We start from the raw sequence: 24,764 nt of genomic DNA, 5'->3' as shown, positions 1-24,764 counted from the left end.
TCAATGCAGCCCCGCGCCCCTAAGTCCCTTGCACTACCGCCAGTAGCGAGCCGACCGTCACTTGTTGTCCCGGTACGGCGTTCAGCGCTGTGAGTGTTCCCGTGGCCGGGGCGGTGATCTTGTGTTCCATCTTCATCGCCTCCAGCCACAGGAGGGGCTGGCCGGCCTGGACCGGGGTGCCCTCCGTCAGGCCCTCCGCGATGCGGACGACCGTGCCGGGCATGGGGGCGAGGAGGGAGCCGGGGGCGTGCTGGGCGGTGGGGTCGGGGAAACGCGGCAGGGCGGTGAGCGCGGTGTCGTTCACGTGGATCCGGTCGCCGTAGCGGGCGATGTCGTAGGTGCGCCGGACGCCGTCCCTCTCGAGGACGACGCGGGCCGCGTCGGCGTGGACGACGCGGACGCCGTCGGCGGTGAGGCCGTCGCGGGTGTGGTGGTAGCGGACCTCGTGTTCCTCGCCCGCCATGGCGTACCGCTTGACCTGCGGCTGGGACGGGACGTTGCGCCAGCCGCCGAACCGGGAGCGGCCGTGGGCGTCGGCGAGGGCGGCGGCCAGCGGGGCGAGGGGGTCGGGGGCGGGCTCGGTGAGGGCGGTGAGGTGACGGTCGTAGAAGCCCGTGTCCATGCGGGCGGACGTGAACTCCTCGTGGCGCAGGGAGCGGACGAGGAGGTCCCGGTTGGTGACCGGGCCGTGGATCGCCGCGCGTTCCAGCGCGCCGGCGAGGCGGCGGACGGCCTCCGCGCGGGTGGGTGCGTGGGCGACGGCCTTGGCGAGCATCGGGTCGTAGTGGACGCCGATGTCGTCGCCGTCGGTGTAGCCGGTGTCGAGGCGGATGCCGTCCGGGACGGCGAGGCGGTGCAGGCGGCCGGTCTGCGGGGCCCAGCCCTGCGCGGGGTCCTCGGCGTACAGACGGGCCTCGACGGCGTGGCCGCGGGCGGGCGGCGGGTCGGCCTCGAGGGCGTGGCCCTCGGCGATCCGGAGCTGGAGGGCGACCAGGTCGATGCCGAACACGGCTTCGGTGACGGGGTGTTCGACCTGGAGGCGGGTGTTCATCTCCAGGAAGTGCGCCTTGCCGTCGGCGACGAGGAACTCGACGGTGCCGGCGCCTGCGTAGTCCACGGCGCGGGCGGCGCGGACGGCGAGCGCGTGGAGCTCGGCGGTGAGTTCGGGGGTGAGGCCGGGTGCCGGGGCCTCCTCGATCACCTTCTGGTGGCGGCGCTGGAGGGAGCAGTCGCGGGTGCCGAGCGCCCACACGGTGCCGTGGGTGTCGGCGAGGACCTGGACCTCGACGTGCCGGCCGTTCTCCACGTAGGGCTCGACGAACACCTCGCCGTCGCCGAAGGCGCTCGCCGCCTCCGCGCGGGCGGCGGTCAGTTCGGCGTCTAGACCGGCGAGGTGCCGGACGACGCGCATGCCGCGTCCCCCGCCGCCCGCCGCGGCCTTCACCAGCACCGGCAGGTCGGCCTCGGTGAGCGTGTCCCGGTCCAGGGGCGCGACGCCCATGAGGTCCTTGGCGCGGGTCTTGGACGCCATCGCCTCGATGGCCTCCGGCGGCGGCCCGATCCACACGAGGCCGGCGTCGGTGACGGCGCGGGCGAAGTCGGCGTTCTCGGAGAGGAAGCCGTAGCCGGGGTGGACGGCGTCGGCGCCTGCGGCGATCGCGGCCTTCACGATCAGGTCGCCGCGCAGATAGGTGTCGGCGGACGCCGTGCCCGGCAGGCGGACCGCGGCGTCGGCCACGCGCGCGTGCAGGGCGTGCTCGTCGGCGTCCGAGTACACGGCGACGGTGCGGATGCCCGACTCCCGGCAGGTGCGGAAGACACGGCAGGCGATCTCGCCGCGGTTGGCGACGAGGACGGAAGTGATCACTGGTCCCTCATCCCTCACATTCGGAAGACGCCGAAGCCACCGCGCGCCCCTTCGTAGGGCGCGGTGTGGATGGCGGACAGGCACAGGCCGAGGACGGTGCGGGTGTCGCGCGGGTCGATGACGCCGTCGTCGTAGAGCCGCCCGGACAGGAACATGGGCAGCGACTCGGACTCGATCTGCTGCTCCACCATGGCGCGCAGCGCGGCGTCCGCCTCGTCGTCGTACGGCTGTCCCTTCGCGGCGGCCGACTGGCGGGCCACGATGGAGAGCACCCCGGCGAGCTGCTGGGGGCCCATGACGGCGGACTTGGCGCTGGGCCAGGCGAACAGGAAGCGCGGGTCGTAGGCGCGGCCGCACATGCCGTAGTGACCGGCGCCGTAGGAGGCGCCCAGGAGGACGGACAGGTGCGGGACCCTCGAGTTGGAGACCGCGTTGATCATCATCGCGCCGTGCTTGATGATGCCGCCCTGCTCGTACTCCTTGCCGACCATGTAGCCGGTGGTGTTGTGGAGGAACAGCAGCGGGATGTCGCGCTGGTTGGCGAGCTGGATGAACTGGGCGGCCTTCTGCGACTCCTCGCTGAACAGGACGCCCCGCGCGTTGGCGAGGATGCCGACTGGGTAGCCGTGCAGGCTCGCCCAGCCGGTGGTGAGGCTGGTGCCGTACAGGGGCTTGAACTCGTCGAAGTCGGAGGCGTCGACGATGCGGGCGATGACCTCGCGCGGGTCGAACGGGGTCCTGAGGTCACCGGGGACGATGCCGAGGAGCTCCTCGGGGTCGTACTTGGGCGGCTCGGCGGCAGGCGGGTCGGCGTACGCCTTGCGGTGGTTCAGGCGGGCGACGACGCGGCGGGCCTGGCGCAGGGCGTCCGGTTCGTCCACGGCGAAGTAGTCGGCGAGACCGGAGGTGCGGGCGTGCATCTCGGCGCCGCCGAGGGACTCGTCGTCGCTCTCCTCGCCGGTGGCCATCTTCACCAGCGGCGGCCCGCCGAGGAACACCTTGGCGCGCTCCTTGACCATGATCACGTGGTCGGACATGCCGGGGATGTAGGCGCCGCCCGCCGTGGAGTTGCCGAAGACGACGGCAATGGTGGGGATGCCGGCCGCCGACAGCCGTGTGAGGTCCCGGAAGATCGCGCCGCCGGGGATGAAGATCTCCTTCTGCGACGGCAGGTCGGCGCCGCCGGACTCGACCAGGCTGATGCAGGGCAGCCGGTTGGCGAGGGCGATGTCGTTGGCGCGCAGCGACTTCTTCAGCGTCCAGGGGTTGCTGGCGCCGCCGCGCACGGTCGGGTCGTTGGCGGTGATCAGGCACTCCACGCCCTCGACGACGCCGATGCCGGTGACGAGGGAGGCGCCGACCGCGTACTCGCTGCCCCAGGCGGCGAGCGGCGACAGCTCCAGGAAGGGCGTGTCGGGGTCCGTGAGCAGCTCGATGCGCTCGCGGGCGAGCAGCTTGCCGCGCTTTTGGTGCCGGGCGACGTACTTCTCGCCGCCGCCCGCGAGGGCCTTGGCGTGCTCGGCGTCCAGTTCGGCGAGCCGGCCGAGCATGGCCTCGCGGTTCGCGCGGTGGTCGGGGCCGGCCGGGTCGACGGTGGTGGGCAGGACCGTCACAGGAGAACCTCCGGGATGTCCAGGTGGCGGGAGCGCAGCCATTCGCCGAGCGCCTTGGCCTGCGGGTCGAAGCGGTGCTGGGCGGCGACGCCCTCGCCGAGGATCGACTCGACGACGAAGTTCACCGCGCGCAGGTTCGGCAGCACGTGCCGGGTGACGGTCAGGTCGCGGGCCTCCGGGATCAGCTCCCGGAAGCGGTCGGCGGTCAGTTCGTGCGCGAGCCAGCGCCAGGCGTCGTCGGTGCGGGCCCACACGCCGACGTTGGCGTCGCCGCCCTTGTCGCCGCTGCGGGCCCCGGCGACCAGGCCGAGGGGGGCGCGGCGCACGGGCCCCGGCGGCAGCGGTTCGGGCAGGTCCGGTTCCGGTACGGCGGTGAGGGCGGCGGAGTCCGGCGCCGGGGGGATCTCCGTCCGCTGCCCGTCGGGGAGGACCGCCACCTGCTCCACGGTGTCCTGCGGGACGTGGGCGGCCTCGAAGACGCCGTAGGGGGTGCCCTTGCCGGGGGGCGCGGTCACGTGGAAGCCGGGGTAGCTGGCGAGGGCCAGCTCGATCGCGGCGCCGCTCAGCGCCCGGCCGACGGCCTGCTGGTCGGCGTCGCGGACGACCAGCCGCAGCAGCGCGCTCGCCGTCTCCTCGGTCGGCGCGTCGGGCCGGTCGGTGCGGACCAGGTCCCAGCGGACGTCGGCGAGCTTGCCGAGGGCGGGTTCCATCTGGGCCCGCACGAGGTCGGCCTTGGCCTCGACGTCGAGGCCGGTGAGCACGAAGGTGACCTCGTTGCGGAAGCCGCCGAGGCGGTTCAGGCCGACCTTGAGGGTCGGCGGCGGCGCCTCGCCGCGGACGCCGTCGATCCGGACGCGGTCGGGCCCGTCCTGGGTGAGCCGTACGGTGTCGAGCCGGGCGGTGACGTCGGGTCCGGCGTACCGGGCGCCGCCCGTCTCGTACAGCAGCTGGGCCGTCACCGTGCCGACGTCGACGAAGCCGCCGGTGCCGTCGTGCTTGGTGATGACGGAGGTGCCGTCGGCGTGGAGTTCGGCGAGCGGGAAGCCGGGGCGCCGGACGCCGCCGTCGCGGAAGCCCTCGGGGAAGCCGTCGCGGAAGAAGGAGTAGTTGCCGCCGGTCGCCTGCGTCCCGCACTCCAGCACGTGCCCGGCGACGACCGCCCCCGCGAGCCGGTCGTACTCCGTCGGCGACCAGCCGAAGTGCGCGGCGGCGGGCCCGGTGACCAGGGCGGCGTCCGTCACCCGCCCGGTGACGACGACGTCGGCACCCGCGCGCAGGCACTCCGCGATGCCGAAGCCGCCGAGGTAGGCGTGCGCGGCGAGCGTTCCCGGGTGGGCGGCGGTGAGGTCGTCGCCCTCGACGTGCGCGACCCGTACGGGGATGCCGAGCCGGCCGGCGAGGACGCGTACGGCGTCGGCGAGCCCGGCGGGGTTGAGTCCGCCGGCGTTCGCGACGATCCGGACGCCCCGCTCGTGGGCGAGGCCGAGGCACTCCTCCAGCTGCCGCAGGAAGGTGCGGGCGTACCCGGCGCCGGGGTCCTTCAACCGGTCGCGGCCGAGGATGAGCATGGTCAGCTCGGCGAGGTAGTCACCGGTGAGGACGTCCAGCGGGCCGCCGGTGAGCATCTCGCGCATCGCGTCGAAGCGGTCGCCGTAGAAGCCGGAGGCATTGCCGACGCGGAGCACGCTCACCTGCCCGCCCCCTTCGGCTTCCGCCCCTGTCCCGGCGGTCCGGCGAAGGCCTGGGCGATGTCCAGCCAGCGGTCGGCGTCCGGACCCTCGGCGGCGAGCGCGAGGTCGGCGCGGTGCGCACGCTGGGTGACCAGGAGACAGAAGTCGAGGGCGGGGCCGGTGACGCGCTGCGGGGCGCCCTCGGGCCCGTACGCCCACGGGGCGCCGCTCGGCGAGGTGAGCTCGACGCGGAACTGATCGGCGGGCGGAGTGAGTCCGTGGACGGCGTAGGCGAAGTCCCGGGCGCGGACGCCGATGCGGGCGACGTGCCGGAGACGGTCGGTGGGCGGGCGTCCGACGCCGAGCGCGTCCGCGATGTCGAGACCGTGCGCCCAGGTCTCCATCAGCCGGGCGGTGGCCATGGAGGCGACGGCCATCGGCGGGCCGTACCAGGGGAACCGGGCCCCGGCCGGGGCCTCGCGCAGCGCCTTGTCGAGCGCGCCGCGCCCCGCGCGCCAGCCGGCCAGCAGCTCGTCGGGCGCCTGGCGGGCACCGTCCTCCGCCCCCTCGTCGACGTACCGGTCGGGCGCGGCGAGCGCCTCCTCGACCTTGCCGCGGAAGCCCTCCTCGTCGGTGACGGCCAGCAGGGCGGCCCGGTCCGTCCAGGCCAGGTGCGCGATCTGGTGCGCGATCGTCCAGCCCGGCGCCGGGGTGGCGAGGCGCCACGCCTCCGGCTCCGACCGGGCGACCAGCGCGTCGAGTTCCTCGCTCTCCTCGCGCAGATCGTCGATCACGGACGTCGGGTCGGACACGGGCGCTCCCCTCGGGCACGGCGGTGTGCGGCGTGGTGAGGAGCATGGCAGGGGCCCGATTAACAATCAAGCACGCTTGCATGATTTTTGGCCGTTCCTCGTTCTGACCCTCGTTCTGGGATCGCTCCCACCACTCCCTGTACATCGCACGCCCGTACGGAGATCCTCGACGGATGACCCAGACCAGCGACACCTCCTGGCCCCCGGCCATCAGCGCCGTCACCCTCTTCGCCGAGGACCTCGACGCCACGAAGCGGTTCTACACGGAGGTCTTCGGACTGCCGGTGGCCTACGAGAACGAGAACTCGGCCGTCTTCATGTTCGGGGCGACGCTCATCAACCTGCTGCGCGTGACGCAGGCGGACACCCTGATCGGTCCCGCCCGGGTCGCCGCCCCGGAGGCGGGGTCGCGGATGCAGTTCACGCTCACCGTCGAGGACGTCGACGCGAAGTGCGCGGAGCTGGTCGCGCGCGGGGTCACGCTGCTGAACGGCCCGATGGACCGCCCCTGGGGCATCCGGACCGCCTGCTTCAGCGATCCCGCCGGGCACGTCTGGGAGATCGCCTCGTGACGGCCGCACCGGACGCGGACGTCGAGGTCCGCGCACTGCTGACGGCGCTGGACGGCCAGCGGCGTCATGTCCTCGGCGCCCTGGAGGGGCTGGACGAGGAGGCGCTGCGCAGGCCCGTACTGCCGTCGGGGTGGAGCTGCCTGGGGCTGGTCCAGCATCTCGCGCTGGACGTCGAGCGGTTCTGGTTCGGCGCCGTCGTCGCGGGTGACGCGCGGGTGATCGCGGCACTGGACGAGGTGGAGGACGCCTGGCGGGTGGAGGCGGGCGTGGCGGCCTCCGACGTCCTCGACCGCTACCGGCGCGAGGTGCGGCTCGCGGACGCCGTCATCGGCGCCACCCCTGTGGCCGCGGCCCCGGCCTGGTGGCCGCACCACCTCTTCGGCGAACCGCATCTGCACACCCTGCGGGACGTCCTCCTGCACGTCATCACGGAGACCGCCTGCCACGCCGGCCACCTGGACGCCGCGCGTGAAATCATCGACGGACGGCGCTGGCTGGTCCTCACATAGGCCCGGCCCCCAGGTCCGGCACCGCCTTCGCCCGGCGGCGCCCCACCTGCGTCCGTACCGCGCCCATGCTGGCCGCGATGACCAGGGCGATGGCGGCGGACTGGGTGGCGGACAGGGCCTGGTCGAGGACGAGGAAGCCGGCCGCGGCGGCGATGGCGGGCTCCAGGCTCATGAGGATCGCGAAGGTCGGCGCGGGCAGGCGGCGCAGCGCGAGCAGTTCGAGGGTGTAGGGCAGGACGGAGGAGAGCAGCGCGACCCCGGCGCCCAGGGCGAGCGTCACCGGCTCGATCAGCTTCGTCCCCGACTCGGCGATGCCCAGCGGCAGGAACAGCACCGCGCCGACCGCCATGGCGAGGGCCAGCCCGTCGGCCTGCGGGAAGCGGCGGCCGGTGCGCGCGCTGAAGACGATGTACGCGGCCCACATCGCGCCCGCCCCCAGCGCGAAGGCGGCACCTGCCGGGTCGAGGCTGTCGAAGCCGCCGCCGCCGAGCAGGAAGACGCCGGCCAGGGCGAGCGCGGCCCAGACCAGGTTGAGCGCGCGTCGGGAGGCGAAGACGGACAGCGCGAGCGGGCCGAGCACCTCCAGGGTGACGGCGGGGCCGAGGGGGATGCGGTCGACGGCCTGGTAGAAGAGACCGTTCATACCGGCCATGGCGATGCCGAAGACGACGACCGTGCCCCAGTCGGCCCGGGAGTGCCCGCGCAGCCGGGGCCGGCAGACCAGGAGCAGGACGACGGCGGCCACGGCCAGCCGCAGCGTGACCACGCCGAGGGCGCCGGCCCGGGGCATGAGGCTCACCGCCAGTGCGGCGCCGAACTGCACGGAGATCCCCCCGGCGAGGACCAGCCCGACCGGGCCGAGGGCACCCCACCTGCCGGTCGGGGCGTCACCCGGCGCGGTCGCGTGGCCGGCGGCCTGCGCCGCCTCGGGGCCCGCCGTGGAGGCGGCCGGGGACGGGGTGGTGCCGGGGGTGGCGCTGGAGGTGCTCACGAGGGCTCCGGGACGGTCTGCGGGTCATGGTCGTTCACCGTGCTGTACGGCACGGTCCAGGGCAGTGGACTCAGTCAGGCGCGTAGCTCTGTCAAGCTACTGTCGCGGGCGGGGTGTGCGGCTGTCAACGCGTGTCCGCCTGGCGGGCGGGGACGCGCCGACCGGGTCCGGGCGCCGAGGAGGTAGCGTCCGCGGCGTGAGACGACTCCTTGCCCGCCTCTGGCGCCTGCTGCGCCCGCTGCAGAGCCGCATCATGTGGCTCCTCAACGCCAAGTTCGTCGTCGGCGTGACCGGCGTCGTACGGGACGACGAGGGGCGGGTCCTGATGCTGAGGCACCGGATGTGGCCCGAGGGCCGCCAGTGGGGTCTGCCGAGCGGTTTCGCCCGCAAGGGCGAGGACTTCCGGACGACCGTGGTGCGCGAGGTCGCGGAGGAGACCGGTCTGGACGTGGAGGTGGGCCGGCTGGTCATGCTGAACAGCGGTCTGCGCACCCGCCTGGAGGTGGCGTACGAGGCCCGTCTGCTCGGCGGCGAGCTGCGCCTCGATCCGTTCGAGATCCTGGAGGCCCGCTGGTGCCGTCCGGACGGACTCCCCGAGGGCGTGCAGCCGGTGTGCGGTCCGCTGGTGCGGGGCGAGACGGTTCCCTGAACCGCCCGCCCCGGGGTGTCGAGAGCGCCGGTCCCCGATCGACGCGAGGGTGAGGACGGGCGGGACCAGGGTGCCCGTGCTCCTCGGCGACGGACTGCGGCCCTTCGGGGGACTGGTCCCGGGCCTGCGCGGCCTCGAGCAGGTCAGGGTCGTGGAGACACCCCTGGCGACCCACCTGAGGTACCGCTTCGTACAGTGACCCGGCGGTCCGGGCGACGGACCGGTCCCGGCCGAGATCGGAGTCCCGGCAGTGCTTTTCGACGTCACCCGCGGCGGGCTCGCCGCCGCCTTCGGCGAGGACCGGCTCGCAACCGTGCCCGCCGCCGCCTTCCCGCCCCTCGCCGCGGACACCGAGGGCGCCCGGCTCCTGCGGACGGCCGGCGTCCCCACCGGGACGCTCGTGCTGCGCGGGCGCGACGGGGAGTCCGGCCGGCTGCCCCTCGTCCGGGACGTCGTCAACGCGGAGGACTTCGAGGACGCCCCGAGGAGGGCGGGCGACTGGCCCGTCGTCGGCTGGCTGCTCAACGCCCACCTCGCCCTGGACCCCGGCGACGGCAGGGTGTACGCCGTCGACCCCGACGAGGAGACCGTGCGGGCCCTCCACACGGACGTCTCCTCCCTGATCCAGGTCACCGCCCGCTTCCAGCGCCTGCTGGAGGAGTTCACCTTCCGCGACGACGAGGACGAGGAAGCGGGCTTCGCGCGCCTGGACCGCGAGGTGGAGCTCGTCCGCCGGGAGACGGGCGGCGTCGACCCGCTGCCCTTCCGGGACGACGACACGGTGTGGTCCGTGGTCGGCGAGGAGATCGCCATGGGGCAGCGGTTCCGGGCCGGCAGCCCGGGAGCCCGCGCCCTCTACGGCTGACGTCCCGGCCGCGCGGTCAGCCCATGCTCTTCGCGCCGTCCAGGGACTCGCGGATGATGTCGGCGTGGCCCGCGTGCTGGGCGGTCTCGGCGACGATGTGCATCAGCACCCGGCGTGCCGACCACTGCGCGTCGGCCTCGAACCACGGCGCCTTCGGCAGCGGCCAGGCGGCGCCCAGGTCGGACAGGCCGGCGACCAGCTCGTCGGTCCGGCTGGCCACCTCGGCGTAGTCGGCCAGCACCCCGGCCAGCGTCTCGCCGGGCAGCATCCGGAACTCGTCGGCCCGCCGGGCCCAGTCCTCCTCGGTCATGGCCGTGAAGTCGCCCATCGCCGACGGGCCCTTCAGGATGAAGTCCCCCCAGTTCCGCTCGACGGCGGTCACGTGCTTGATCAGGCCGCCCAGACAGAGCTCGCTCGCGGTGGTCCGCCGGCCGGCCTGCTCGTCGGTGAGGTCACGGGTGGTGAAGCGCAGGAAGTGCCGCTGCTTGGCCAGCGCCTCGAGCAGGTCGGCCCGCTCGCCGGTGACGGCCTGGGCATCGCTCGCGTTGCTGGTGGTGGGCTCACTGGTGGTCATGGTCTCCGCCTTCCGGTGTTCCTGCTCCGCTCGGTGAGTACCACGCTACGAGCCATATAGGACGATTCGTGTCCTAGAGCGCTCCGGACAGCGGGACGGAGGGAGTCTTCAGCGGGCGATCTCCCCGCCGCCCAGCAGCAGGCCCAGCCCTTCGGCGTCGTCGAAGGCGTCCCCGGTCAGCCGGGTGACGCCCGCCGTGGACGGCCCGTCGGGGGTGCCGGGCAGCAGATACACGACGCCGTCGACCGTGTCGCTGCCGGGCGCGGTCACCACGAGGTCGGCGCGGCCGTCGCCGTCGAGGTCGGTGAGGGCCACGGCGGCGCCGAAGTCGGCGGCCCCGCCCGGGGCGGCGCCGAAGTCGTCCCCGTCGAACAGCCGGGCGCCCGCACCGGTGAGTCCGCCCGGTCCCCCTGCCAGGAACAGCACCTGTTCGGGCCCCGGGTGCCCGTACACGTCCCAGCGGGGAGCGCCGGCCACCACGTCCGCGTAGCCGTCGCCGTTGACGTCCCCGGCGTCCAGGGCGGTGAAGGCGGCGTCCTCGTCCTGGGGTTCCTCGCCGGGCACGCCGCGGGTGTCGCGGTCGACGGTCGTCGTCCGCTGCCCCGGCCCGCCCTGCGATCCGTACACGACGGTCACCGAGCTGCGGCTCGTCCGGCCGCCCCGGGGGCTGAGGACGAGGTCGTCGCAGCCGTCCCCGTCCACGTCGCCGACCGCGCCCTCGCCCGCGTCGGGCAGCCGCGTGCCCTCGGGCTGCGTGAAGCCGTCCCGGCCGCCGCGCAGATAGCTCACCGGCCGGTTCCGCGCGCCCCAGGACGCCTCGGGGTCACGGTCGGCCTCGTGGAAGCTCACCAGATCGTCGATGCCGTCGCCGTCGAGGTCCCCGGCGAGGAGGTCGCCGTACCGCGCACCGGCGGTGTCCGGCGCGGGACGCCGCGGGGCGGGGACACGGGCCGTGCCGGCCGGGTTGCCGTCGCGGCCGAAGGGGCCCTTGAGCAGCCCCTTGCCGGAACCGAGCCCGAAGACCAGGTCGGGATGCCCGTCCCCGTCGAAGTCCCCGCCGACGAGCTGCTCGTCCAGGATGGGGTCGTCGCCCCAGGAGACGTGGCTGCCGTCCGTGCCCGCCACCCGGGTGGCGCGCGTGAGCCCGTCCTCCGACCCCCACATGATGATCACGCCGGGCTTCCAGTCGAAGACGGAGGCGGCGAGGTCGGTGTAGCCGTCCCCGTCGAGGTCTCGGGCGACGACGTCGGTCCCGAAGAAGGCCTCGTCCCGGTTCTTCCCGGGTATGCCGGCGTCGTCCTGCGTCAGGTACTGGCACCGGCCGATGCCCGTCCCGGCCCCCGTCCCGTACGCGACCTCGACGCTCCCGCCGCCGGCCCCGCCCGCCACGCTGCCCATGGAGCCGAAGGCGAGGTCGGGGTGCCCGTCCCCGTCGAAGTCGGCGGCGCCTTCCGTGACGGACGCGGCGGACGCGGTGCCGTGGACTCCGGTACCGCAGCGGTACGGCGAGGCGATGGCGAGGACCGGCTCGTCACCGCCGGCCACCACCCCCACGGCGACCACCGACGCGACGACGCCGGCACTCACCCACGACCGCCTGCCGCCCCGCCGCCGCGACGCCTCCACCTGACCGCCCGAACCGTCCATGGAAACGATCACGCGCGGGCCGGGGGCCGCGGTTCCGCTCGGGCCGGCCCTGGACCACGGTCGGACTCCACGCCTCGGGCGTCATACCTCGGGACCAGCGCGACGTACCTCCCCGGCCCGACGCGCCGAGCGCCTCGTCGGGCCTAACTTCACCCGCATGACACGTAGTTCACGCCCCACCGCCCTGGCCGCGGTGCTGGCGCTCGCCCTGTCCCTCCCCCTGCTGGGCGCCGCCCCGGCCTCCGCGGCCGGGGACGCGCCCGCCGCGGCCCGGGCGGTCTCGGACCCGCCGGTCACCGCGCGGCCGGAGCTGCCCGCGCCCGCCGGCCCCCACGCGGTGGGCCGCCGTACCCTGCACCTCGTCGACCGGAGCCGTACGGATCCCTGGATGCCGGCGGTGGGGCACCGCGAGTTGATGGTGTCGGTGTCCTATCCGGCCCGCCCGTCCGGCGGGGCGCCCGCGACGTACATGACCACCGAGGAGGCGCGCCTCCTGCTGGAGGAGAGAGGGCTCGGCGGGGTCGTGGCGGCCGGGACGGTCGCCGGGACGCGTACGCACGCCCGGACGGCCGCTCCCCCGGCGCCGGGCCGCTTCCCCCTGGTCCTGCTGTCCCCCGGCTTCGGGATGCCGCGCACCACGCTCACCTCGCTCGCCGACGACCTGGCCAGTCGCGGTTACGTCGTCGCCGTCGTGGACCACGCGTACGAGTCCGTCGGCACGGAGTTCCCCGGCGGCCGGATGCTGCCCTGCGTGGCGTGCGAGGAGGTCGGTTCGGGGCCGGAGTACGCCTCGGTCGTGTCCGGGCGCGCCGCCGACCTGTCCTTCGTCATCGATCAGCTGACCGCCCGTCACGGCCCCGGTGCCGCGCTCTCCCGCATGATCGACGCGCGGCGGATCGGAGTCGCCGGGCACTCGATCGGGGGAGCGGCCGCCGCCGGGACCATGGCGGCCGACCGGCGGGTGCGGGCGGGTGCCGATCTGGACGGCGACTTCTTCGTCCAGGAGCCCGGCGCCGGGCTCGGCGGACGGCCGTTCCTGATGATCGGCGCGGCGGCCACCCACAGCCCCGACAGCACCGGCACCGACTGGTCGCAGGCCTGGAGCCGGCTGCACGGCTGGAAGCGCTGGCTGACCTTCGACGGCGCCGGGCACTTCTCCTTCACCGACTTCCCCTGGCTGGGGGACCAGCTCGGACTGCCGGACCCGGCGGTGCCGCTGTCGGGCGAGCGGAGCTGGGCCCTCACCCGCGACTACGTCGCGGCCTTCTTCGACCGCCACCTGCGCGGCATCCCCCGGCCCCTGCTCGACGGCCCCACGCCCTCCCGCCCCGAGGTCACGTTCCACCGTCGGTAGCGGCCACCGCCGGGGGCCTCACTCCAGCCCTTCCGCGAGCACCTCCGCCAGATGCCGCCCCCGCACCCCCGCCAGCTGCTCCAGCTGGGTCCGGCACGAGAAGCCGTCCGCCAGGACCACCGCCCCGGCCGGTGCCTCGCGCACCGCCGGGAGCAGCCGGTCCTCGGCGCACGCGGCCGACACCTCGAAGTGGCCTTCCTCGAAACCGAAGTTGCCCGCGAGGCCGCAGCAGCCGCCGCTCAGCTCGCCCGTGAGGCCCGCCGCCTCGCGCAGCCGGCGGTCGGCCGTGTCGCCCAGCACCGCGTGCTGGTGGCAGTGGGTCTGGCCGACCGCCGGACGGTCCACCGCGGGCGGGGTCCAGTCGGGGGCGTGGCGTTCCAGGGCCTCCGCGAAGGTCAGGACGCGGGAGGCGAGCAGGGCCGCGCGCGGGTCGTCGTGCAGCAGCTCGGGCAGGTCCGTGCGCAGGGCCGCGGCGCAGCTCGGCTCCAGGACGACCACCGGCACCCGGGTCTCCAGCACCGGCGCCATCAGGTCCAGCGTGCGGCGCATCACCGTGCGGGCGCGGTCCAGTTGGCCCGTGGAGACGTACGTCAGTCCGCAGCAGACCCGGCCCCGGCGGGAGCGCAGGAGGGCCGCCGCGGACCTCGTACGGCCGTCCCCGACGCGCCCTGCCCGCAGGGCCGGCGGCAGCACCACCCGCAGCCCCGCCGCCTCCAGCACCCGTACGGCCGCCCGGCCCACGGACGGGGAGAGGTGCTCGGTGAACGTGTCCGGCCACAGGACCACCGGTTCGCCGCCCCCGCCGGGCCCTCGCCGTCGCTTCCGCCACCACCGGCTGAACGTCTCCCCCGCCAGCCGCGGCACCTCCCGTTCCCCGGCGATCCCGCCCAGCCGCTTCCCGGCGGCCGCCAGGGGGCGTACGCCGGCCAGGGCGTTGACCACCGGGGCCAGCCGCAGACGGGAGGCCCAGCGCAGCCACACGGGCAGCCACCCCATCGTGTAGTGGGCGGCGGGGCGGCGGCGGCCGGCGTAGTGGTGGTGCAGGAACTCCGCCTTGTACGTGGCCATGTCGACCTCGACCGGGCAGTCCGAGCGGCAGCCCCTGCAGGACAGGCACAGGTCCAGGGCGTCCCGTACCTCCGTCGACCGCCAGCCGTCCGTCACCAGCTCCCCGGCGAGCATCTCGTGCAGCAGCCGGGCACGCCCCCGCGTGGAGTGCTCCTCCTCCCCCGTCGCGCGGAAGGACGGGCACATCACCGCCGGGCCGGTCGCCGGCGTCGTACGGCACTTGGCGACACCCACGCAGCGCCGTACCGCCGCCGCGAAGTCCCCGCCGTCGGACGGGTAGCCGAACTCCACGTCCACGGGCTCGCGCGGCAGGACGGCGAAGCGCAGGTTCGCGTCCAGCGGAGCCGGGCGGACCAGCATCCCCGGGTTGAGCAGGTCGTCCGGGTCCCAGATCCCCTTGGCCCGCTCGAAGAGGGCCACCGTCTGCGCGCCGTACATCCGCGGCAGCAGCTCCGCCCGCGCCTGCCCGTCCCCGTGTTCCCCGGACAGCGAACCCCCGTGCGCCACCACGAGGTCCGCCAGTTCCTCCGAGAAGCGGCGGAAACGGGTCACCCCGGCGTCCGTCAGCAGGTCGAAGTCGATGCGCACGTGGATGCAGCCGTCGCCGAAGTGGCCGTACGGCGTGCCGCGCAGGCCGTGGGCGCTCAGCAGGGCCCTGAAGTCCCGCAGATAGCCGCCCAGCCGGGCCGGGGGCACCGCACAGTCCTCCCACCCGGGCCATGCCTCCGAGCCGTCCGCCGTCCGCGTCGCCGTGCCGCTCGCGTCCTCCCGGATCCGCCACAGCGCCCGCTGCCCGGCCGGGTCGGTGACCACCAGCGCGTCCACGACGTCCGCCGCCCGCACGACCGCCTCCGCCCGCGCGCGTGCCTCCGCGTCCGTGTCGCCGCCGGTCTCCACGAACAGCCACGCGCCGCCCCGGGGCAGTCCGTCCGGGGACGGCACGAGGTCGGCCGCCATGCCCTCCACGGTCAGCGGGCCGAGCGGCAGCAGCCCGGCCGCCGCCTCCGCCGCCCCGGTCTCGTCGGCGTAGCCCAGCACCGCCAGCGCCCGCGCCCGCGGCGCCTCGACCAGCCGGACGACCGCCTCGGTCAGCACGCCCAGCGTGCCCTCCGAGCCGCAGAAGGAGCGGGCCACGTCCGCGCCGTGCTCCGGCAGCAGCGCGTCCAGCGCGTAGCCGGAGATACGGCGGGGCAGGTCGGGAAAGCCCGTGCGCAGCCGCGCCAGGTCGCCGGACACCAGCTCGCGCAGGCCCTCCGGCGCCCCGGCCCAGTCCCGCCCGAGCCGCAGGGACCGCCCCCGCGCGGTGAGCACCGTCAGCTCGCGCACGCTGTCCGCCGTCGTGCCCCAGGCCACCGAGTGGGAGCCGCACGAGTTGTTGCCGATCATGCCGCCGAGCGTGCAGCGGCCGTGGGTGGAGGGGTCGGGGCCGAAACGCAGGCCGTGCGGGGCGGCGGCCTCCTGGAGGCGGTCCAGGACCAGGCCCGGCTGCACGACCGCCGTGCGCGCCCCGGGGTCGAGCGAGACCAGCCGGTTCATGTGCCGGGTGAAGTCGAGCACCACGCCCGTCCCCGTCGCCTGCCCCGCGATCGACGTGCCGCCGCCGCGCGCCACGACGGGCACGCCCCGCTCCCGGCACACCTCCAGCACCGCCGCCACGTCGTCGGCGTCCCGCGGCGCCACCACGCCGAGGGGGACGCGGCGGTAGTTGGACGCGTCCATGGTGGTCAGCGCCCGGGAGGTGACGTCGCATCCGACCTCGCCCCGGACTGCCCCGCGCAGTGCTGCCTCCAGATCGCTCATGCGTCAAGGATGGGCTCTTGTAGCTCGCTACAGGTCCGCACGGCGGAGATCTCGTCTCATCGGACGGACATGTCGCCGTCCGGTTTCGCCCAGGGGGTAGCCTCCGGCTCGTGGCTGAGATCCAGATTCCTGCTGACATCAAGCCCGCGGACGGTCGATTCGGCGCGGGTCCCTCCAAGGTGCGGGTGGAGGCGCTGGACGCGCTGGCCGCCACCGGTACGTCCCTCCTCGGCACCTCCCACCGCCAGGCCCCGGTCAAGAACCTGGTGGGCAAGGTCCGTGAGGGCATCTCCGAGCTGTTCCGGCTCCCCGACGGGTACGAGGTGATCCTCGGCAACGGCGGCTCCACCGCGTTCTGGGACATCGCGACCCACGGCCTGATCGAGAACAAGTCGCAGCACCTCACCTTCGGCGAGTTCTCCTCCAAGTTCGCCAAGGCGGCCAAGCTCGCCCCCTGGCTGGCCGAGCCGACGGTCGTCTCCGCCGACCCGGGCACCCACCCCGAGGCGCACGCCGAGGCGGGCGTGGACGTGTACGCGTTCACGCACAACGAGACCTCGACGGGCGTCGCGATGCCCATCAGGCGCGTGGCGGGCGCCGACGAGGGCTCCCTCGTGCTGGTGGACGCCACCTCGGGCGCCGGCGGTCTGCCCGTCGACATCGCCGAGACCGACGTCTACTACTTCGCCCCGCAGAAGTCCTTCGCCTCCGACGGCGGCCTGTGGATCGGCGTCTTCTCCCCGGCCGCGATCGAGCGCGCCGAGCGCGTCCACGCGTCCGGCCGCCACGTCCCGGAGTTCTTCTCGCTGCCCACGGCGATCGACAACTCCCGCAAGAACCAGACGTACAACACACCGGCGCTGGCGACCCTGTTCCTCCTGGGCGAGCAGCTGGAGTGGATGAACGGCCAGGGCGGCCTGGACTTCACCACCGCTCGCACCAAGGACTCCTCGACCCGCCTGTACTCCTGGGCGGAGGAGGCCAAGTACGCCACCCCGTTCGTCTCCGACCCGGCCAAGCGCTCGCAGGTCATCGGCACCATCGACTTCGCCGACGACATCGACGCCGCCGCCGTCGCCAAGGTGCTCCGCGCCAACGGCGTCGTCGACACCGAGCCGTACCGCAAGCTCGGCCGCAACCAGTTGCGCGTCGCGATGTTCCCGGCGATCGACCCGGCGGACGTCGAGGCGCTGACGAGGTGCGTCGACTACGTGATCGAGAAGCTCTAGCCTCCGGCGGCAGCACGCGAAAGGGGCGCCCGGCGATCGAATCGCCGGGCGCCCCTTTCGTGTGCTGACGCCGGTCATTCGCGGTGTCCTGCGGTGATCGGCAGAGTTCTGCGTGCGATGCGAGAGGCTTCCGGCCGGGTGGGAGAACTACCGGCTCAGCCGCTGGAAGCGTCGTACCGCCAGTGGCAGGAAGATCGCCGCAGGTGGCACCGGCCACACGACCGCCATCAGCAGCGCGTGCTGCTCGGACCGTGACGGGCTCGGCGCGGTCGCGATGCGCCGGATCGCCACGGAGCCGGTCACCGGCACGATGTCCCTGCACCGCTACGTCCCCGGCAGGGGCGAGCTGATCGAACTGGTGCCGGACCGCGTACAGCGCCCGTCCGAGAACCCAGCCGGCCTCGGCGACGGCGGCTGGCGCCCGGCGTCCGGCGCTGGAGGCGCTCGGCCGCGCCACACTCGCCCTCTACCGCCGCCACACCTGGCTGCTGGAGGTCAGCCAGTGCCGCCCGGTCCTCGGCCCAGGCGCCCTGGAGGGCATGCAGAAGGCTTCGAGTTCGGGCTGCAGCGCCTCCTGGACGGGCTGGAGGTGCTGGTGACCGCGCGGAAGGGGCCGGGCGGCTCAGCGGCGCCGGAAGACGCGCCGTAGCCCGAACAGCACCGCGCACGCCACGAGCAGGCCGACCGCGCCGACCTTGAGCGTGCTCCCGTCGGACGAACCGCCGGAGGATGCGGAGGCGCCTCCCGAGGAGGACGAGGGCGTGTCGCCGCCGGCTCCGGGCGCGTCCTCCGCCTTCACCGGGCTGTTCTCGCCCTCCATGCCGAGCAGCAGCTTCTTGCCGTCGGCGGTGTAGGTGGCGGACTCCCCCTGGCCCAGCGGCACGCTGATCCGGCCCTTGCGCTGGATCTTCCCGCCGTTCCAGGCGTACCAGATGCCGCCGAGATAGCCGCGCACGGCGAGCTGCTCGCCGTCCGGGGAGAACGCGGCGTCCGTGGCCCACAGATCGACCGGGACGGTGGGCCGGAAGACGTTGGTAGCGGAGGCCGACAGCTTCGCCGGACCCTCGTACAGGTGCCCGCCGTCCTCGTTCTTGTCGATGATGTAGACCCGCCCGGTCTCGGGGTGGACGACCATCGACTCGGCGTCGCGGGCACCGTCCGCGTACTTCACGACGTACTGCGTGGCCTTGACGGTCTGGTCCTTCAGCTCCTTCGGCTCGGGCAGCTCGTAGATCCACACGTACGGCCAGGTGCCGCCGAGGTTGTCGCCGATGTCGCCGACGAAGATCCGGTTGCCCGGTCCGATGGAGATCGCCTCGACGTCCCGCGGGGTGCCGACGCCGGACAGCGCGACCCGCGCGACGGTCTCGCCGGTGGCGCCGTCCACGGCGTACAGATACGGCCCGTTGTCCTGGTCGTTGTGGGTCCAGTAGATGCCGGGGTGCAGGCGGGAGGCGGCGAGACCGCTGGACTCGGTGATGCGCGGGTCCTTGATCGTGAAGCCCTCGCTCCCGTCGTCCCCGTCCGCGGCGGATGCGGGCACGGCGAACACGCCCACGAGGAGGGCCGAGGCGAGGAGGGCGAAAGATCGGCGCATGCGCCAAGCCTGCCATCCCGCACGGGCGTTCACGGTGACGGTCACCCCGGGTGGCCGGGCTCACATCGCGCCGGCCAGGCGGATCGTCCATGATGAGCGGATGCTCAGGTTCATGTTCGTCGGTGACTCCATGACGATCGGGAGCGCCGGGGAACACACCTGGCGCTACCGCATGTGGCAGCACCTGCGCGACACGTACGGCCGCCCCTTCACCGTCGTCGGCCCCCGCGAGACGCTGCACGACCCGTCGACGGACGCCCCCACCTCGTACGCCTACGCCGACCCGGACTTCCCCCGCGCCCACCTGGCCGGCTGGGGCGAGGGCTGGCACCACATGACGCCGCTGATCGGCGAGGCGGTCCGCGCCCACCGCGCCGACGTGCTCCTGGTCTCCCTCGGCCTGATCGACCTCGGCTTCTACACCAACCCGGAGCAGACCGCGGACAACGTCCGCGCCTTCGTGGCCGCGGCCCGCTCGGCCAACCCCCGCGTCCGCGTGGCCGTCATGCCGGTGATCACGAACATCCGGGTGGAGGCCGACACGACCTTCGCCGAGCAGGTCCACCGCTTCAACGAACTCCTGGCCAAGACGGTCACCGACCTCGACGCACCGGGCTCCGCCCTCCTCCTCGTCCCGCCGCCCGCCTCGTACGACTTCCACACGGACACGTACGACGGCACCCACCCCAACACCGACGGCGAGCACAAGATCGCGGGCGCGTTCGCGGAGGCGCTGCACGAGGGGTGGGGGCTGGGCGGCCCGTACGCGGGCGCCTCCTAGTCCCCTGGCATATTCGCACCCTGCCGTGACCTGGCCCCCGTGCGTATCGTTGTGCCGCGCCGCTGCTCCCGCCCGTGGGACGGCCGGGGAGGAGCGCCACGATGACCGTCCTTGAAGACAGGATCGCCATGGCCGACGCCAACACCCAGCGCCTGGACGAGTGGTTCGAGCGGCTGGAGCGGATGCCCGTGGCCAAGCTGTGCGACGGGGCGAAGCGGGACGAAAGCGGCCACTGGCGCCACCAGGACGTCGAGTTCCTCGCCGAGGTCAACTCCCAGGGCACCGCCGCCAACGACTACGGCCCCAAGAGGCTCGCATACGCCGCCGCCGAGGTCCCGCTCTACCTGATCGCCGACCCCTACCAGGGCCGCTGCCACATCTTCACGCATCCCAAGGACGGCGACTACACGATCGAGACCCGGGTCGCCTTCGGGCAGGATCTCGACCTCACCGACACCGTCCTCGGCCTCACGCTCCCCACTGCCGACTTCCCCCGCGACTGACAGCTGCGACCCGCTTGCCTGGAGCGCACTCCAAGTCGTTGGCTTGGGAAGCATGAAGTACACGCAGCTCGGACGCACAGGACTGAAGGTCAGCCGGCTCGTCCTCGGGACCATGAACTTCGGCCCGCAGACCGACGAGGCCGACAGCCACGCGATCATGGACGCGGCGCTGGACGCGGGCATCAACTTCTTCGACACCGCCAACGTGTACGGCTGGGGCGAGAACAAGGGCCGTACCGAGGAGATCATCGGCAACTGGTTCGCCAAGGGCGGCGACCGGCGCGACAAGACCGTCATCGCCACCAAGGTGTACGGCAACATGGCCGCCGACGGCGACGCGTGGCCCAACCACGACAAGCTGTCCGCCGTGAACATCCGCCGGGCCGTCGACGCCAGCCTGAAGCGGCTGCGGACCGACCACATCGACCTGTACCAGTTCCACCACATCGACCGCGCCACCGGCTCCGACGAGATCTGGCAGGCGATCGACACCCTGGTCCAGCAGGGCAAGGTGCTGTACGCCGGGTCGTCGAACTTCCCCGGGTACAAGATCGCCCAGGCCAACGAGACCGCCGCCCGGCGCGGCGGCACCATCGGCCTGGTCAGCGAGCAGTGCCTGTACAACCTGGCCGAGCGCCGGGCCGAGATGGAGGTCATCCCGGCCGCGCAGGAGTACGGCCTCGGCGTCATCCCCTGGTCGCCGCTGCACGGCGGGCTGCTGGGCGGCGTCATCAAGAAGGAGGTCCGGGGCGGGCGCCGCGCCTCGGGGCGGGCGGCGGACACGCTGGCCGACCCGGCGAAGCGCGCGCAGATCCAGGCCTACGAGGACCTGCTCGACAAGCACGGCGTCGAACCCGGCGAGGCCGCGCTGGCCTGGCTGCTGACCCGGCCCGGCGTGACCGGCCCGATCGTGGGTCCGCGGACCGCCGAGCAGCTGACGTCGGCGCTGCGGGCCGTGGAGCTGGAGCTGTCCGACGAGCTGCTGGCCGGGCTGGACGAGATCTTCCCGGGGCCCGGGCCGTCGCCGGAGGCGTTCGCCTGGTAGAGGGGTGAGCGGGGCGGCGGCCGCCCCTCCGGGCGCCTATCCGACCGCCGCCGCCACCGCCACCACGACGAGCATCAGCACAAGCACACCGGCCATGATCCGGTTACGGGTCTTCGGGTCCACGCCCCCGAGCCTAACCGGACGCGCCGAGCCGCCAACGGGCGACCGCCTCGTAACGGGGCTGCTCGCCCGGCACCCCGGACCTCGGCAGGTTGCTGCGCACCAGCGCCAGGTCCGTCACGGTCCAGGTGTGGCCGGTGAAGTCGTCCAGCGCGTCGACGTAGGGGCGCACGTCGTACGCGTCCCGGCTGCGGGCCAGCGTCAGGTGGGGGTGGTAGCGCCGGTGCTGCCCCATCGGGACGCCCGCCTTGCGCGCCGCCGACTCCGCGCGGTCGGCGAGCAGCCGCAGCGTTGCGAGATCACCGTCCGCGCCCGCCCACAGGGCCCGCCCGTGCCCGAACTGGCCACCCCCGCGCAACGCCAGACCGAAGGGCGCGGTGCGGTGCGCGGCCCGCTCCAGACGGGCCGACAGGCCCGCGGCGAGGTCGTCGTCGACCTCGCCGTAGAAGGCGAGCGTGAAGTGCCAGCCGGGACGGCCGGTCCAGCGCAGCCGGTCCGCGCCGGGCAGCTTCCGCAGCGCGGCCACCTCGGCGGCGAGGGAAGCGGCGACGTCCTCGGGGGGCAGTACGGCGGCGAACAGTCTCATGCCGGTCAGTCTCCCCCGGGGAACACGCGTACGTCCGCGCGTGCCCTCGTCACCGTGCGTATCGTTGTACCGCGCGGCTGCACTCGTCGTTGGGGCAGCCGGGGAGGAGCGCCACGATGACCGTCCTTGAAGACAGGATCGCCATGGCCGAGGAGAGCACCGAGCTGACTCTGGACGTCATGTTCGAGTGGCTCGAGAAGATGCCCGTCCCCGAGGGATACAAGACCGAGATCGTCGGGGGTCACATCTTCATGACGCCGCAGCGGGACACCCACTGGGACATCATCGCGGACATCTACGACCAGCTGCGGGCCAAGTACCCACGCAAGCGCGTGAAGTCCGACGTCCGCATGGACTACCCGGGGCATCTCAACGGCTTCGCCTCCGATGTCGTGGCCCTGGCAGAGGGAGCCGAGCGTGACGGCAAGGGCCTCTGGCGCACCGAGGACGTCGCGTTCGTCGCCGAGGTCATCTCCAGGAGCACGGCCGGCAACGACTACGGTCCCAAGAAGGACACCTACGCCACCGCCGAAGTCCCGGTGTACCTGATCGTGGATCCGTACGCCGGCGAGTGGCACCTTCACACCCTCCCCAAGGACGGCGAGTACCACTGCTCCGTCAGCTTCGGTTTCGGTGAGGACGTCGATCTGACCGGGACCGTCGTCGGTCTCGCCCTCAGGACCGACGACTTCCCCCGCGACTGACCGACCGGGCCCCGGTCTACGCCGCCGGCGCCAGCTCCTCCCGGCGCTCGCGCGGTACGAAGCGCACCTGCGGGTGCCCCCGGTGCCAGCCGACCGACAGGCGCAGGTTGCCGACGCGGGCCAGGATGAGGCCGATCACGGCGGCCGCGGTGGCCGCGACGGCGCCGCCCGCGGCGAAACCGACCCGGGCGCCGTAGGTGTCGGTGACCCAGCCGACGATAGGGGCGCCGACCGGGGATCCGCCGAGGAAGACCATCATGTACAGGGCCATGACACGGCCCCGCATGGCCGGGTCGGTGGACATCTGGATGCTGGTGTTGGCGGTGACGTTGACCGTCATGCTGAAGACGCCGATCGGGATCATCAGCAGGGCGAACAGCCACAGCTCGGGCGCCGTCGCCGCGACGATCTCCAGGACGCCGAAGCCGAGGGCCGCGGCGATCAGGACGCGCAGCCGGGCCGTGCCGCGCCGGGCGGCGAGCAGGGCGCCGGTCAGGGAGCCGACGGCCATGAGGGTGTTGAAGAGGCTGTACTCGCCGGCGCCCGCGTGGAAGACGTCGTCGGCGAAGGCGGACAGGAAGACGGGGAAGTTGAAGCCGAAGGTGCCGATGAAGCCGACCAGGACGATGGTCCAGATCAGTTCGGGGCGCCCGGCGACGTAGTGCAGGCCTTCGCGCAGCTGTCCCTTGCCGCGCGGGGTGCGCTGCACGGCGTGCAAGTCGCGGGCCCGCATCAGCAGCAGGCAGCTCAGCGGCGCCACGAAGGACAGGCCGTTGGCGAGGAACGCCCAGCCGGTGCCCACGCCGGTGATCATCAGGCCGGCGACGGCGGGGCCGACCAGCCGGGCGGACTGGAAGTTGGCGGAGTTGAGGCTGACCGCGTTCTGCAGCTGGTCGCGGCCGACCAGCTCGGAGACGAAGGACTGCCGGGCCGGGTTGTCCATGACGGTGGCCAGGCCCATCGCGAAGGCGGCGACGTAGACGTGCCAGACCTGGACGTGGCCGGTCAGGGTGAGGGCGGCGAGGGCGAGGGCGGTGAGGGCCATCGCGGACTGGGTGACCAGCAGGGTGGGCCGCTTGCGCAGGCGGTCGACGAGGACGCCGCCGTAGAGGCCGAAGAGCAGCATCGGCAGGAACTGGAGGGCCGTCGTGATGCCGACGGCCGCGGAGGAGCCGGTGAGGCTCAGCACCAGCCAGTCCTGGGCGATGCGCTGCATCCAGGTGCCGATGTTGGAGACGACCTGGCCGACGAAGAACAGGCGGTAGTTCCGGACCTTCAGGGAGGCGAACATGGACGTCTTGCGCGGGGCCCCGGGGGCCTTGGACAGGGAGTCGTCGTGGTCAGGTGCGGGGGCGGAAGCTGCTCCGGGTCCCGTACTCAAAAGGGTTCGCCTCCTCGCGAATGACGGCTACAGGTGTGCGAGCTTCTCCAGCACGGGGGCGGCCGCGCGCAGCTTGGCCCACTCGTCCTCGTCGAGCCCGTCGACCAGGGTGGCCAGGAACGCGTTGCGCTTGCGGCGGCTCTCCTCGAGCATCACCACGGCCTGCTCGGTCTGCGTCACGACCTTCTGGCGCCGGTCCTCGGGGTGCGGCTCCAGCCGGACCAGCCCCTTGGCCTCCAGGAGCGCCACGATGCGGGTCATCGAGGGCGGCTGGACGTGCTCCTTGCGGGCGAGCTCGCCCGGGGTGGCGCTGCCGCAGTTGGACAGGGTGCCGAGCACCGACATCTCGGTGGGGCTGAGCGACTCGTCGACCCGCTGGTGCTTGAGCCGACGGGACAGCCGCATCACGGCGGAGCGCAGGGAGTTCACGGCGGCAGCATCGTCGCCATGCTTGAGGTCCGGCATGTTTCTTAGCGTAACTCATTAGGCTCGCGAAATACCAATGCGTTCCGCGCCGATTGCCCGTGACTCACGCCACTGAAACCTCGGCTTCACCCGTACGGGTGAGCTGTTTCCGGAAACCGGAGCATCACCCGGCCGGCGGGGGTGACCCTCGTGCGCATGGGGACCAGCGTGCTCAGCCTGCGGATGGACGGGGAGCTGCTCGAAAGGCTCCGGGACCATGCGGCGAAAAGAGGAATGAGCGTCCAGGACTATGTCGTCCGGACGCTCATCCGCAATGACTTCGACGAGCGGTTCCAGACCGCCGTCGAGGAGACGGAACGGTTCTACGGGGTGCCGTGACCCCGTGGGACCGTTCCGTCGGA

At 73.4% G+C, this 24,764-nt stretch carries 24 protein-coding genes and 1 pseudogene; 12 read left to right on the top strand and 13 right to left on the bottom strand.

The window, feature by feature from the left end:
• Positions 1-19: 19 nt before the first annotated feature.
• The 4 genes from AB0E77_RS05970 to AB0E77_RS05955 are packed head-to-tail and all read right to left on the bottom strand — an operon-like array spanning position 20 to position 5,962.
• Positions 20-1,867 carry a biotin carboxylase N-terminal domain-containing protein gene (locus AB0E77_RS05970; RefSeq protein ID WP_361566141.1) on the bottom strand — a complete coding sequence of 616 codons (1,848 nt, stop codon included), beginning with the start codon at positions 1,865-1,867 and terminating at the stop codon, positions 20-22.
• Between the two features lie 14 nt (positions 1,868-1,881).
• Positions 1,882-3,480, bottom strand: a complete 1,599-nt coding sequence (locus AB0E77_RS05965) for a carboxyl transferase domain-containing protein (RefSeq protein ID WP_361566138.1) — start codon at positions 3,478-3,480, stop codon at positions 1,882-1,884.
• A complete protein-coding gene (locus AB0E77_RS05960; RefSeq protein ID WP_361566136.1) occupies positions 3,477-5,171 on the bottom strand; it encodes an acyclic terpene utilization AtuA family protein in 1,695 nt (564 codons plus the stop codon). Before AB0E77_RS05960 ends, AB0E77_RS05965 begins: the two co-directional genes overlap by 4 nt.
• The gene (locus AB0E77_RS05955) at positions 5,168-5,962 is read right to left on the bottom strand and encodes a TIGR03084 family metal-binding protein (RefSeq protein ID WP_361566134.1); all 795 of its coding nucleotides are present in this window, start codon (positions 5,960-5,962) and stop codon (positions 5,168-5,170) included. The genes AB0E77_RS05960 and AB0E77_RS05955 overlap by 4 nt, the downstream gene beginning before the upstream one ends.
• 173 nt (positions 5,963-6,135) lie before the next feature.
• On the opposite strand from AB0E77_RS05955, the gene AB0E77_RS05950 reads away from it, so the two are divergent.
• A complete protein-coding gene (locus AB0E77_RS05950) occupies positions 6,136-6,534 on the top strand; it encodes a VOC family protein (protein WP_361566131.1) in 399 nt (132 codons plus the stop codon).
• A complete protein-coding gene (locus tag AB0E77_RS05945; protein ID WP_361566129.1) occupies positions 6,531-7,043 on the top strand; it encodes a DinB family protein in 513 nt (170 codons plus the stop codon). Before AB0E77_RS05950 ends, AB0E77_RS05945 begins: the two co-directional genes overlap by 4 nt.
• On the opposite strand, the gene AB0E77_RS05940 is transcribed toward AB0E77_RS05945, so the two are convergent.
• Positions 7,036-8,034, bottom strand: a complete 999-nt coding sequence (locus tag AB0E77_RS05940) for an EamA family transporter (RefSeq protein WP_361566126.1) — start codon at positions 8,032-8,034, stop codon at positions 7,036-7,038. The two genes, AB0E77_RS05945 and AB0E77_RS05940, sit on opposite strands and share 8 nt — an antisense overlap.
• Before the next feature lie 196 nt (positions 8,035-8,230).
• On the opposite strand from AB0E77_RS05940, the gene AB0E77_RS05935 reads away from it, so the two are divergent.
• From AB0E77_RS05935 to AB0E77_RS05925, 3 genes are all read left to right on the top strand, one after another.
• Positions 8,231-8,683 carry an NUDIX domain-containing protein gene (locus AB0E77_RS05935; protein ID WP_361566123.1) on the top strand — a complete coding sequence of 151 codons (453 nt, stop codon included), beginning with the start codon at positions 8,231-8,233 and terminating at the stop codon, positions 8,681-8,683.
• A 70-nt stretch (positions 8,684-8,753) separates the two neighbouring features.
• Positions 8,754-8,882 carry a hypothetical protein gene (locus tag AB0E77_RS05930; protein WP_361566120.1) on the top strand — a complete coding sequence of 43 codons (129 nt, stop codon included), beginning with the start codon at positions 8,754-8,756 and terminating at the stop codon, positions 8,880-8,882.
• Between the two features lie 51 nt (positions 8,883-8,933).
• A complete protein-coding gene (locus tag AB0E77_RS05925) occupies positions 8,934-9,548 on the top strand; it encodes an SUKH-4 family immunity protein (protein ID WP_361566118.1) in 615 nt (204 codons plus the stop codon).
• 16 nt (positions 9,549-9,564) lie between these two features.
• On the opposite strand, the gene AB0E77_RS05920 is transcribed toward AB0E77_RS05925, so the two are convergent.
• Entirely contained in the window at positions 9,565-10,122 is a 558-nt protein-coding gene (locus tag AB0E77_RS05920) for a DinB family protein (protein WP_361566115.1), read from the bottom strand.
• Between the two features lie 108 nt (positions 10,123-10,230).
• Positions 10,231-11,709, bottom strand: a complete 1,479-nt coding sequence (locus AB0E77_RS05915; RefSeq protein WP_361566112.1) for a VCBS repeat-containing protein — start codon at positions 11,707-11,709, stop codon at positions 10,231-10,233.
• 217 nt (positions 11,710-11,926) lie between these two features.
• On the opposite strand from AB0E77_RS05915, the gene AB0E77_RS05910 reads away from it, so the two are divergent.
• Positions 11,927-13,123, top strand: coding sequence for an alpha/beta hydrolase (locus AB0E77_RS05910; protein ID WP_361566109.1), 1,197 nt, complete (start codon positions 11,927-11,929; stop codon positions 13,121-13,123).
• Positions 13,124-13,141: 18 nt separating this feature from the next.
• Here AB0E77_RS05910 and AB0E77_RS05905 read toward each other — a convergent pair whose 3' ends face one another.
• The gene (locus tag AB0E77_RS05905; RefSeq protein ID WP_361566106.1) at positions 13,142-15,991 is read right to left on the bottom strand and encodes an FAD-binding and (Fe-S)-binding domain-containing protein; all 2,850 of its coding nucleotides are present in this window, start codon (positions 15,989-15,991) and stop codon (positions 13,142-13,144) included.
• 110 nt (positions 15,992-16,101) lie between these two features.
• Between AB0E77_RS05905 and serC the strand changes: the two genes are divergently transcribed.
• Positions 16,102-17,220, top strand: coding sequence for a phosphoserine transaminase (gene serC, locus AB0E77_RS05900; protein WP_361566103.1), 1,119 nt, complete (start codon positions 16,102-16,104; stop codon positions 17,218-17,220).
• Between the two features lie 147 nt (positions 17,221-17,367).
• Here the strand turns inward: serC and AB0E77_RS05895 are convergent.
• Both AB0E77_RS05895 and AB0E77_RS05890 read right to left on the bottom strand, forming a co-directional pair.
• Positions 17,368-17,466 (bottom strand): annotated as a pseudogene (locus AB0E77_RS05895) (ABC transporter permease); the annotation flags it as partial.
• A gap of 376 nt (positions 17,467-17,842) precedes the next feature.
• Positions 17,843-18,817, bottom strand: coding sequence for a WD40 repeat domain-containing protein (locus AB0E77_RS05890; RefSeq protein ID WP_361566100.1), 975 nt, complete (start codon positions 18,815-18,817; stop codon positions 17,843-17,845).
• 100 nt (positions 18,818-18,917) lie between these two features.
• On the opposite strand from AB0E77_RS05890, the gene AB0E77_RS05885 reads away from it, so the two are divergent.
• The 3 genes from AB0E77_RS05885 to AB0E77_RS05875 all read left to right on the top strand — a co-directional run bounded on the left by AB0E77_RS05885 (position 18,918) and on the right by AB0E77_RS05875 (position 21,146).
• Positions 18,918-19,598, top strand: coding sequence for a GDSL-type esterase/lipase family protein (locus tag AB0E77_RS05885; RefSeq protein WP_361566096.1), 681 nt, complete (start codon positions 18,918-18,920; stop codon positions 19,596-19,598).
• Between the two features lie 101 nt (positions 19,599-19,699).
• Complete coding sequence (locus AB0E77_RS05880) at positions 19,700-20,101, top strand: Uma2 family endonuclease (protein WP_361566093.1); 402 nt, start codon at positions 19,700-19,702, stop codon at positions 20,099-20,101.
• 52 nt (positions 20,102-20,153) lie between these two features.
• Complete coding sequence (locus tag AB0E77_RS05875; protein ID WP_361566090.1) at positions 20,154-21,146, top strand: aldo/keto reductase; 993 nt, start codon at positions 20,154-20,156, stop codon at positions 21,144-21,146.
• A 133-nt stretch (positions 21,147-21,279) separates the two neighbouring features.
• Here AB0E77_RS05875 and thpR read toward each other — a convergent pair whose 3' ends face one another.
• Complete coding sequence (gene thpR / locus AB0E77_RS05870) at positions 21,280-21,852, bottom strand: RNA 2',3'-cyclic phosphodiesterase (protein ID WP_361566087.1); 573 nt, start codon at positions 21,850-21,852, stop codon at positions 21,280-21,282.
• 116 nt (positions 21,853-21,968) lie between these two features.
• Here thpR and AB0E77_RS05865 point away from each other — a divergent pair, with 116 nt between their 5' ends.
• Positions 21,969-22,556: a Uma2 family endonuclease gene (locus tag AB0E77_RS05865; RefSeq protein WP_361566084.1), complete on the top strand. Its 588-nt coding sequence runs from the start codon at positions 21,969-21,971 to the stop codon at positions 22,554-22,556.
• A 16-nt stretch (positions 22,557-22,572) separates the two neighbouring features.
• Here the strand turns inward: AB0E77_RS05865 and AB0E77_RS05860 are convergent, their stop codons facing one another.
• Positions 22,573-23,937: an MFS transporter gene (locus tag AB0E77_RS05860; protein ID WP_361566081.1), complete on the bottom strand. Its 1,365-nt coding sequence runs from the start codon at positions 23,935-23,937 to the stop codon at positions 22,573-22,575.
• Between the two features lie 27 nt (positions 23,938-23,964).
• Positions 23,965-24,402, bottom strand: a complete 438-nt coding sequence (locus tag AB0E77_RS05855) for a MarR family transcriptional regulator (protein WP_359396527.1) — start codon at positions 24,400-24,402, stop codon at positions 23,965-23,967.
• A 150-nt stretch (positions 24,403-24,552) separates the two neighbouring features.
• On the opposite strand from AB0E77_RS05855, the gene AB0E77_RS05850 reads away from it, so the two are divergent.
• A complete protein-coding gene (locus AB0E77_RS05850; RefSeq protein ID WP_361566078.1) occupies positions 24,553-24,741 on the top strand; it encodes a ribbon-helix-helix protein, CopG family in 189 nt (62 codons plus the stop codon).
• Positions 24,742-24,764 lie beyond the last annotated feature (23 nt).

Origin of the sequence: Streptomyces sp. NPDC032940 (assembly GCF_040636935.1) — a bacterium.
GTDB lineage: Bacteria > Actinomycetota > Actinomycetes > Streptomycetales > Streptomycetaceae > Streptomyces.
Note: the sequence above shows the minus strand (reverse complement) of the source record. Positions and strands in the feature narration are given on the sequence as shown.

Coding starts and splice junctions, on each gene's coding strand:
- AB0E77_RS05950 (WP_361566131.1), top strand. CDS start 6,136: ATGACCCAGACCAGCGACACCTCCTGGCCCCCGGCCATCAGCGCCGTC.
- AB0E77_RS05920 (WP_361566115.1), bottom strand. CDS start 10,122: ATGACCACCAGTGAGCCCACCACCAGCAACGCGAGCGATGCCCAGGCC.
- AB0E77_RS05910 (WP_361566109.1), top strand. CDS start 11,927: ATGACACGTAGTTCACGCCCCACCGCCCTGGCCGCGGTGCTGGCGCTC.
- AB0E77_RS05905 (WP_361566106.1), bottom strand. CDS start 15,991: ATGAGCGATCTGGAGGCAGCACTGCGCGGGGCAGTCCGGGGCGAGGTC.
- AB0E77_RS05890 (WP_361566100.1), bottom strand. CDS start 18,817: ATGCGCCGATCTTTCGCCCTCCTCGCCTCGGCCCTCCTCGTGGGCGTG.
- AB0E77_RS05885 (WP_361566096.1), top strand. CDS start 18,918: ATGCTCAGGTTCATGTTCGTCGGTGACTCCATGACGATCGGGAGCGCC.
- AB0E77_RS05880 (WP_361566093.1), top strand. CDS start 19,700: ATGACCGTCCTTGAAGACAGGATCGCCATGGCCGACGCCAACACCCAG.
- AB0E77_RS05875 (WP_361566090.1), top strand. CDS start 20,154: ATGAAGTACACGCAGCTCGGACGCACAGGACTGAAGGTCAGCCGGCTC.
- thpR (WP_361566087.1), bottom strand. CDS start 21,852: ATGAGACTGTTCGCCGCCGTACTGCCCCCCGAGGACGTCGCCGCTTCC.
- AB0E77_RS05865 (WP_361566084.1), top strand. CDS start 21,969: ATGACCGTCCTTGAAGACAGGATCGCCATGGCCGAGGAGAGCACCGAG.
- AB0E77_RS05855 (WP_359396527.1), bottom strand. CDS start 24,402: ATGCCGGACCTCAAGCATGGCGACGATGCTGCCGCCGTGAACTCCCTG.